Source organism: Mycobacterium sp. (genome assembly GCF_035499775.1).
In the GTDB taxonomy this organism is placed as follows: Bacteria; Actinomycetota; Actinomycetes; order Mycobacteriales; family Mycobacteriaceae; genus Mycobacterium.
The window spans coordinates 1-2413 of record NZ_DATJYB010000644.1 but is presented as its reverse complement, the minus strand read 5'-3'; the positions used below and the strand labels follow the sequence as shown (position 1 = coordinate 2413).

The 2413-nt window shown below is 64.0% G+C and carries 2 protein-coding genes and 2 pseudogenes; all 4 read left to right on the top strand.

The features are described from left to right. Positions 1-97 precede the first annotated feature (97 nt). Positions 98-262: pseudogene (locus VML93_RS38190) on the top strand (IS630 family transposase); the annotation flags it as partial. Beyond that, positions 245-487 (top strand): annotated as a pseudogene (locus VML93_RS38185) (IS3 family transposase); the annotation flags it as partial. The pseudogenes VML93_RS38190 and VML93_RS38185, both read left to right, overlap by 18 nt. 199 nt (positions 488-686) lie before the next feature. Beyond that, positions 687-1760: an efflux RND transporter periplasmic adaptor subunit gene (locus tag VML93_RS38180; protein WP_325619030.1), complete on the top strand. Its 1074-nt coding sequence runs from the start codon at positions 687-689 to the stop codon at positions 1758-1760. Continuing rightward, a partial coding sequence (locus tag VML93_RS38175) for an efflux RND transporter permease subunit (protein WP_325619028.1) occupies positions 1760-2413 on the top strand: 654 nt, incomplete at its 3' end. The genes VML93_RS38180 and VML93_RS38175, both read left to right, overlap by 1 nt.

The following is a 2413-nucleotide window of genomic DNA, read 5'->3' as shown; positions in this document are numbered from 1 at the left end:
TACACGGAAAGCGTCAATGCCGACGCTGGCTGCCCTAGACCACATGTCCGCCTGAGCACGGAGCGACCCGTCTCACAGTATGCAGGTAACGAGGGTTGCGCTGTACGAGGCCTTTCCCCCCGCCGAAGCCCGCCGCCTCGTCGAACGGTTCGAGTGGCACTACACACCCAAACACGGGAGTTGGCTGGACATGGCTGAGTCCGAACTCGGTGTTCTCTCCTCCCAGTGCCTGGACCGGCGCATTCCCGATCAGCAGGTGTTGGGGAAACTACTGAGCCCCGCGCGTCGCCGCGCCTGCATCGAGCATGTTCAAAGCGTGCTGTCGATTTCCGAGCGCCGTGCCTGTGCGACGCTCGGGCAGCACCGCTCGACGCAGCGCAAGAACCCGCGGGGCCGTGACGACGAAGAGCGATTGACTGCCGACATGGTCACGTTGGCCAAGCAATATGGCCGCTACGGTTATCGCAAGATCGCCGAGTTTCTTCGCCGGCCATGCTCAAGCTGGTGCCAAGATCAGCCCTAAACTAACATTCCAACCGGACCACCTCTCGGGGGCCGATCATTTATGCACTTGCACTGTATAGTGCATAACAAGCGAACCTTTTAGGTACTGCCATTAACCTCAGTCAATGCAATGAGGCTCGGGGCGCATGAACCTCCGCGCCACACCCCGAAAGGCCGCGCCCATGTTTAAGCCTCAGATTTTGTGGGTTGCTCTGATCGCCGCGACCGTCGCGGGCTGCGACAGGAAACCGCCCCCCGCCGCGCAGGTCCGGCCGGTCCGGACCGTCACTGTCGAGAGCGGCGCGGACGGCGAGACCGTTTCTTTGACGGGCCAGGTTCGTGCCAAGGACCAGGTCAACCTCGCCTTTCGCTTAGATGGACGGATGATCGAACGGCCCGTCAATGTGGGCGATGTGCTCATGGCAGGCCAGGTCGTCGCTCGGCTCGATCCCCAAAACCAGCAGAACGCCTTGCGCTCCGCCCAAGACAACGTTGCATCGGCAGAGGCGGTGCTGACGCAAGCACGCCTCACCTTTTGGCGACAGCAGGTGCTACTCCAGGAGGGTTGGACGCCCCGCGCTAGGTTCGACGAAGCTCAGCAGGCATTGGCCACGGCCCAGGCTCAAGTGGACTCCCTGCAAGCGCAAGTGCGCATTGCCCAGGATCAGCTGGGCTACACGGACCTTTTCGCTGATGCCCCCGGCGTGGTGATCGCGAAGGGCGCCGAGCCGGGTGAGGTGGTACGCGCCGGACAGATGATCGTGAACGTCGCGCGTCAGGGTGGACGCGATGCGGTGTTCGATGTGTCCGAACAGCTCATCCGCACGGGTCCGCGCGATCCCGTGGTGCAGATCGCGTTGACCAACGATCCGTCCGTGCGAGCAACCGGCCGCGTGCGGGAGGTTTCGCCACAGGCCGATCCCGCCACAAGAACGTTCCAGGTCAAGGTCGGCATCATCGATCCACCTCCAGCGATGGAACTGGGTGCCACCGTCACCGGCAGCATCAAACTGCCCGCCCCCTCCGGCTTGCAAATTCCGCCAAGCGCGCTCACCGAGGCCGATGGCCGCCCGGCGGTGTGGGTGGTCGATCCCAAGAGCCAGACCGTGTCGCTGCACAACGTGGATGTCTCGCGATACGATCCGGCGAACGTGGTCGTTTCGCGGGGGCTGGACGCCGGCGAGATCGTCGTCACCGCGGGCGTGCAAACGCTGCATCCGGGCCAGAAGGTCCGCCTGCTGGCGGGCGCCTTGTGATGCGCTTCAACCTCTCCGAATGGGCGCTCCGGCACCGGTCGTTTGTGACCTATCTCATGCTGATCATCGCCGCCGCGGGCGTCTGGTCCTACCTCCGGCTCGGGCGGAGCGAGGACCCGGACTTTACCGTGAAAACCATGGTGGTGCAGGCGTCCTGGCCGGGAGCCACCCTCTCCGACACGCTCGAGCAGGTCACCGACCGGATCGAAAGCAAGCTGCAGGAAACGCCGAGCCTCGACTACGTGAAGAGCTACACGAGCGCGGGCCAGACGACAATCTTCGTCAACCTGAAGGATTCGACACGCCCAGCGCTGGTGCCGGACATCTGGTACCAGGTGCGCAAGAAAGTGGGCGACATCCGCAACACGTTGCCGCAGGGCGCCGTCGTCGGGTTCAACGACGAGTTCGGCGATACCTTCGGCATCGTCTACGGCTTCACGGCGGACGGATTCACGGACCGGGAGCTGCGGGACTACGTCGTCGATGTCCGCAAGCAGCTTCTCCAGGTGCCGGACGTCTCCAAGATCGACATTCTCGGTGCGCAGGACGAGCGGGTTTACGTCGAGTTCTCGACCGAGCAGCTGGCGGGCCTGGGGGTCGACCGCGCGGACCTGATAGCCGCGCTGCAAGCCCAGAACGCCGTCACACCGGCC